This is a genomic window from Chloroflexota bacterium (genome assembly GCA_018829775.1).
Lineage (GTDB): Bacteria > Chloroflexota > Dehalococcoidia > Dehalococcoidales > RBG-16-60-22 > E44-bin89.
Genome location: JAHJTL010000074.1, coordinates 1 through 6,366 on the forward strand (window position 1 = coordinate 1; position 6,366 = coordinate 6,366).

General features: G+C 47.1%; 9 protein-coding genes. 7 read left to right on the forward strand and 2 right to left on the reverse strand.

The window, feature by feature from the left end; genetic code table 11:
* Positions 1–331, reverse strand: a 331-nt coding sequence (locus KKD83_06915; protein MBU2535877.1) for an MFS transporter, incomplete at its 3' end; no start/stop codon positions are given.
* A 70-nt stretch (positions 332–401) separates the two neighbouring features.
* Between KKD83_06915 and KKD83_06920 the strand changes: the two genes are divergently transcribed.
* Together KKD83_06920 and KKD83_06925 are read left to right on the forward strand one after the other, a co-directional pair.
* Positions 402–935: a hypothetical protein gene (locus KKD83_06920; GenBank protein ID MBU2535878.1), complete on the forward strand. Its 534-nt coding sequence runs from the start codon at positions 402–404 to the stop codon at positions 933–935.
* Between the two features lie 96 nt (positions 936–1,031).
* The gene (locus KKD83_06925) at positions 1,032–1,439 is read left to right on the forward strand and encodes a hypothetical protein (GenBank protein MBU2535879.1); all 408 of its coding nucleotides are present in this window, start codon (positions 1,032–1,034) and stop codon (positions 1,437–1,439) included.
* A 184-nt stretch (positions 1,440–1,623) separates the two neighbouring features.
* On the opposite strand, the gene KKD83_06930 is transcribed toward KKD83_06925, so the two are convergent.
* Complete coding sequence (locus KKD83_06930) at positions 1,624–2,214, reverse strand: hypothetical protein (GenBank protein ID MBU2535880.1); 591 nt, start codon at positions 2,212–2,214, stop codon at positions 1,624–1,626.
* A 386-nt stretch (positions 2,215–2,600) separates the two neighbouring features.
* On the opposite strand from KKD83_06930, the gene KKD83_06935 reads away from it, so the two are divergent.
* The 5 genes from KKD83_06935 (at position 2,601) to KKD83_06955 (ending at position 6,108) form a co-directional block, all read left to right on the forward strand.
* Positions 2,601–3,041 (forward strand): tetratricopeptide repeat protein, encoded by a 441-nt coding sequence (locus KKD83_06935; protein ID MBU2535881.1) that lies wholly within the window; start codon positions 2,601–2,603, stop codon positions 3,039–3,041.
* 94 nt (positions 3,042–3,135) lie between these two features.
* Positions 3,136–3,888: an SDR family NAD(P)-dependent oxidoreductase gene (locus KKD83_06940; protein ID MBU2535882.1), complete on the forward strand. Its 753-nt coding sequence runs from the start codon at positions 3,136–3,138 to the stop codon at positions 3,886–3,888.
* Positions 3,889–4,307: 419 nt separating this feature from the next.
* Entirely contained in the window at positions 4,308–5,060 is a 753-nt protein-coding gene (locus tag KKD83_06945) for an NYN domain-containing protein (GenBank protein MBU2535883.1), read from the forward strand.
* Between the two features lie 61 nt (positions 5,061–5,121).
* The gene (locus KKD83_06950; protein MBU2535884.1) at positions 5,122–5,472 is read left to right on the forward strand and encodes a hypothetical protein; all 351 of its coding nucleotides are present in this window, start codon (positions 5,122–5,124) and stop codon (positions 5,470–5,472) included.
* A gap of 138 nt (positions 5,473–5,610) precedes the next feature.
* The gene (locus tag KKD83_06955; protein MBU2535885.1) at positions 5,611–6,108 is read left to right on the forward strand and encodes a DNA-binding protein; all 498 of its coding nucleotides are present in this window, start codon (positions 5,611–5,613) and stop codon (positions 6,106–6,108) included.
* The last annotated feature ends 258 nt before the right edge of the window (positions 6,109–6,366 follow it).

Sequence of the window (6,366 nt, forward strand, 5' to 3'; positions counted from 1 at the left end):
CAGTTTTGGAGGCGGGATGGTAACTACCTCCCAGTATGGCCATCAGCACCAGGCCAGCGAGTAAGACTGTATAGTTTGGCGACATACCAATTAATAAGCCGGTTGCGCCCACGCCGACGACACCGATGGTGAGCAGGATACGAGACCCGAAGCGGTCGGCGAGCCATCCCGCCGGTAGCTGGCAGACACCGTAAACCACACCGAAAGCCGAAATGATGAATCCGGCGCGGGTGTAATCCAAGGCGAATGCGTCACGAAGATAGGGCAGGAGTGGCACCGGCAGCGCAGTCACCAGGTGGTGGGAAAAGTGTGCCAGTACAAATAGGGGCATCCATCCGCGCAAGCGGGAACGTAAACTGAATCTGCTTCTGATAGAGATTTCCTTTCTGTGATAAGAGACCGTGCTCTGGCCAGTTTTTGCTGTATATGTATCATACCACGAGAGGGGAATGAAATTCCCGCCGCAGACCCTGCCTTGGCCTTCTTCACAGGAAGCTTACCCCTGCCGGGACGCGGCACGGAGCGCCAGAACGGGAATCCGCCTCGTCCAGGCTCAAAAGAGTGCCGTAGGCCTCGCGCGAGAGGCGTGCGCACGTTCCCTATTCGGCGGAGCCACCAAGCGCGAAACGGGGCTTTACCACTACAACATCCTGCACGGGGCACTGAAGCAGGCGGTCAAGATGGGCTACGTGGCCCGCAACGTTGCCGATGCCGTGGATCCACCCCGCGCCCGCCGCCTCGTCGTGGCCACCATGGCGCGGGAGGACGTCCCCCGCTTCCTGGCCGCGGCCAAGGGTACTTTTTACTACTTGCTGTTTTACACCGCCCTCTACACCGGGATGAGGCTGGGCGAACTCCAACGCGGCAGTCCGAGTGGTCTTTATCAACATTTCGTCAGAATGTGCACTTACCAATGCCAAGTGCTATCATGTTAGCACACCCATATCCTGAGGAGGTTTAAGCGCTGTAGACGCTGAGTTAAAAACAGGCAAATCAAGACGGTGTCATAGGAATAACATATGAGTCATTTATTGCTCAGAGTATGGTTAATGGTAAGCTGTACCCTCGCTCTAAGTGCCGTGATAGTCCGCCTAGCCTGGGAGATATATGTCAACCCGTTGGTAGGTACGCTGGCCGTAGCAACTCCCGTCATTGTGGTAATTGCCGGCACTAATGCACTTGTCATTTATCTCCTTATTGCGCCCAGTATGAAAAAAATAAAGAGCCTGCCGATTGGAATATGGGTAATAGCGATATTTACCGCTGGTGCTGTTGGTTCTATTATCCACTACATTCGCTTTGTTCCTTCACCAGAGGCAGACGCACCCCTTAGCATAGTAATTGCCACCCTTCTCCTTATAGCTGTGGTTAGTGGCTATCTGGCGGTACTTTGGGTCTTTTGGTCTATTAGCATTAAGAAGAGACATTATCTCAGGTAACACAATATCACCTGCGGACATCTGGTTCTGGCTTATGCGCTGATCTAAACCTCCTCACTTTTTGCGCCTTCAGGTGTGCTTGTGGGCGTCACAAAAAGCCAGATTGTATGATGGTGTAATACGAAATGAATCACTACATGTGCCGCTACTACGGCACTAGCACTTTTTCTCTTATATATTGTAATTATAAATGATCACGTCGTTCGTGAAAGGCAATGAACCAGACGATTATGCCGATAATTATTGCGGCAACAGCTACCCCGCCAAGTAAGAGCCATTCAATTGGCACAAGCGGCGTTGGAACGGGTGCGGGTGCCGCCGGGATAATAATCTCAGGCGGTGGTGACGGTAGCGGTATTACTGGTGCCAAGGGTATTTCATAAAGACAAACATAAGCTTCATCAATTAATGCATCAGCCTTGTCATAGTCATTGCCGCGCCAAGCTTTATCAGCTTCACTGCTTAAGTTATGAGCTTCAAATAGCGCATCTTGCAGAGCGGTAGCATCTTTTCCTTGTTCTGCCCGGTAGCTAATACTGTCTTTTGCCCTTTCTATCGCTGCATCAAGTCTACCCAACTTATCGTAAATCTCTTCATGCTGAGCGTGTGGCATGACGAGTTCTAAATAATGCTTTTGCTCGGTCTCCATAGCGCGTTGAGTTTGTTGTAATGACTCTTTGAAATGGATATTATCAAGATATATTGCGACTCCAGAAAACCCTAAAGCCGCTAATGGAATAATGGCAATGACCAGAATTTGTAATAATTTTTTCAAGGAGCTACTCACCCTTTTATTTGTTTAATCACATACAATAACTGCAAACCAAAAAGGGCACCAGCAACCGCATCATATTTAGCGGTCACCAGTGCTCCTTGTTTATATTTATATGCCCAACTCGATGCACTCCTTTTCCGAAATGAATATGGTATGTCAGCTCCCCACCAGCTTTTCTACGCCCTGTTGTTCAGGGCAATCTTGCCAAGGCGATTTCAGATATTTGAGGACAGCTTGAGAATACTCTTGGGTAGGCCGTTCGCTATAAATATTCCTTATTAATCTGTAATTACGCCTCTCTATGACTGTTGACAACGGCCACTCAAAGTCATATTGTTGACCTGCGATATCCACATTCAAGCCAAAGACATTAGATGGGGTGAGTCATGTATCGAGGTCACATTATTCCTCTAGTTGCATTACTCTTGCTAGTCGTTGGTATCCTTGCGGGCTGCGGAGGTCCAGCTAAAGGTAGCGCTGAGTGGCATGCTGACCAGGGCTACAAGCTGTTCAATCAGGGTAACTATGATGAGGCGATAAAAGAGTGCACCGAGGCCATTGAACTCGCCCCCGACTTCTCCGAGGCCTACAGTAACCGGGGCATTGCCTACGTCCAGAAAGGTGAGCTTGACCAAGCCATCGCTGATTTCGATAAGGCCATTGAGCTAGACCCGGAACTTGCCAAGGTTTACAACGATCGAGGATATGCCTACTATTTGAAAGGTGAAGTGGCCAAGGCGGTAAGTGACTTTGAGAAGTGCATTGAGTTATCAAATGACCCTAGACTCGTTGCCAAGGCACAGCAGTTGCTAGATGAGCTAAGGTAATAATCTTCTTTTTTACCATTGACATTCAAACTAGATATTCTTATGATTTAGCCCAGTTAGTATTACTATTTTCTTCTACCGGAGGAGGAAAATAATGAAAATTAAAGGCAACACAATCTTGATTACTGGCGGAGCAACAGGTATTGGCTTCTCACTCGCGGAAACCTTGGTAGCGGCTGGTAACCAAGTAATTATTTGTGGGCGAAGAGAAAGTAGACTGAAAGAAGCCAAGGATAAGCTGCCACAAATACAGACCAAAGTATGTGATATATCCAGTGCGGAAGAACGCGAAGCCTTATTCAATTGGGTTGAAAATACTTTCAAAGACTTTAATATATTGATCAATAATGCCGGAATTCAAAGAGCGGTGAATCTTATGAAAGGTGCTCAGGACCTTTTCAGTGGTGAAAATGAGATTGAAACTAATTTAGTCGCCCCTATTCATTTGTCGGCATATTTTATCTCATTTCTTCTCAAGAAAGAGGAGGCGGCTATTATTAATGTTTCCTCCGGATTAGGTTTTGTGCCCATAGCAGCTATGCCCGTTTACTGCGCTACTAAAGCCGCAGTTCATTCATTCACTGTGTCTCTCAGACATCAATTAAGAGATACTTCCATAAAAGTATTTGAAATAGTACCACCCGCGGTGGATACTGAATTAGGCAAAGGGACTACTGAAGAAGGGGAGCAGGGATATCGAGGTATACCACCATCTGAAGTTGCCAAAGCAACTTTAGCAGCAATGGCAAATAATGAATACGAGATTTTAGCTGGAGGAGTTGAGGATTTAGTGAGGAGAGGAAGAACGAACCCAGAACAGGCCTTTCAAGATATTAACCGTTGGTGAAGATTAAAATGGCTATGGTCTAACTCATCAGGGAATGGCTTTAGTAATCCACCGCAGCCGGTCCTAAGTCCTCTGTTGCCCGCGCCAGTAGGTCTTTCCAGTGGAGTCAGGCTTACCCCTGGCGAAGAGCGGCAATAAATTCTTCCTTTATTACTTCATTGCTTCACGCCTAACCTACAAGCGTGAAATATAGCGGACCTTTTTATAGTGGCTGTTCACCGCTAGGTTGTTGGTTCGAGTCCAGCTCGGGGAGCCAGACCACTAAACCTCTGATTTCTTTAATCCAGAACCAAACTCAAAGTAGTTGCGGGTTTGTAAGCGGCACATACTAAAGTTATTGTCTAACTTGAAGTGTTATACAGAAACTTATGCTGTATAATTAATTGTTAGGCATCAGATGATAAGCGGAGAGGTGTAATGTGAGTGAGCGATCTGAGAAAGAGAAGTTCGCAGTCCTGATTGATGGCGACAATGCTCAGGCGTCTCTTCTTCCCCAAATCCTGGCTGAAGTCAGTAAAGCCGGCCTGATAACGATTAAGCGGATATATGGAGACTGGACCACAACACAGATGAACAGCTGGAAGGATTCACTTCACAAACACGCTATTCAGCCCATGCAGCAGTTCAGGAATACAGTGGGCAAGAACGCAACGGATAGCGCGATGATAATTGATGCGATGGATATTCTCCACAGTAACGATGTTGACGGCTTTTGCATAGTCTCCAGTGACAGCGATTACACACGGTTGGCGACAAGAATCAGGGAGGAAGGGCTTATCGTCATTGGAGTAGGAGAAAAGAAGACTCCGGAAGCCTTTAGGAACGCCTGCAACCAATTTATATATAGCGAGAATCTGGCCGTAACCAAGGAGCCGAGAAAGAAACCAGGGGAAAAGCCGAAAATAGAAGAGAAGGTTGATACGCCTGACCCTCTACCTCTTCTAATTCAAGGATTTGAGATGGCTGCGAAGGAAGAGGAATGGGTTCACTTGGCATCAATGGGTAGCGCCCTTCGGCAGTTGAATTCGGCGTTTGATTCCCGGACATACAATCACCCCAAGCTACAATCGCTTATCAAGGATTATCCGGAGACGTTTGCGCTAAAGCTAGACAGGACTAAGAAACCGCCGGTTTTATATGTCGCGTTGAAGTCTCAAGTGAACACCAAGTAGGTCGCGCAACCGCTAGTTTGTAGGTTCGAGTCCTACTCGGGTGGACTGCTACGGGCACGTCATGCCCGGGATGCAGGAGGACGCCGCGGAGCGGCTGGACCGACTGATCCAGCCGGAGATAATCGGCTCGGAAGATGTTGTCAAAATGCCGGCAAAAATGTTGGCAAATGTTGGCAAAAAGGGAAAAATCGAACGTGAGCCGCACAGGAATCGAACCTGTAACCTGCTGATTAAGAGTGACGACCTGCTTTTACCACAGGACACCGATATCAACCATTTAGTCTCGGATATTCAACAAAATACGCAGGAATTGTGCCTTATTTGCTATTGTTTAATCTGTAATATTGGGCAGTTTGTTGGCAAAATGTTGGCAAAATGCCTGTGGTATTTCCGCGATTCATTTAGAAGTTAATCGATTGTACAGCTTTAATGTTTTATTTCCCCACTATTTCATGCATTTATTAGTAGGACGGTACCGCGTGACGGATTGACAACCTCCTAGAACACCTGTAAACTCAATCCCGACAGAAGAAGGGGAGGATAAAAAAGCATGACACAACTTGGCGCCTTTTATGCTTTGGGCAAATGCGGCAGATTTGTCCCGGTAAGGTTAAAAACCCATACTGATATTACCCGTGGCTTGAGGTCAGTTTGCGAAGAAAACGGGATTAAATACGGGGCTATCGATGGCATCGGCAACGTACGCCAGTTAAACTACCAGTTGTTGGTACCCGATTCTAAGGCTAAGCACGGCGTGCGCTTGGCCGAGCCCCAGGTCCTACCTGGTCCTTTAGAACTGCTTAATCTCAAGGGCGTTGTCTTCCAGTCGGAAACAGGCGAGACTATGATTCACCTGCATGGCATTTTCTCGGATAACGAGGGTAAAATATTGGGCGGACACCTTGCGGAAGGCGGTAATCCAGTTCTGGGAACGCTTAATGCCTTCATCGTCGAACTAGCTGATGCTGAAATGGTCAGGCAGATGGATGAGGATATAGGTATTGGTCTGTGCACTCCAATTGGAGCTTTTATCAATGTGAATATTTAACTCTTCACATTGATTACAATGCTGATTATAAATTGGGTGACTTTGTTCACACACCCTGGAAACATGGGCGCAATTGATCCCCTAAAAACGAACGATTATCTCACCGAAGTAACAAAACAAGCGATTGTTACTTCGGTAAGATCTTCAATGCCTTCTCAACCATGAATCCCATCTTCCTCGAGATCTCGGTCTTTCAGCTGATTTCCAGAATCATCTCAATCTCAACGGGAATTTGATTTGGCAGCGCCTGCATTCCTA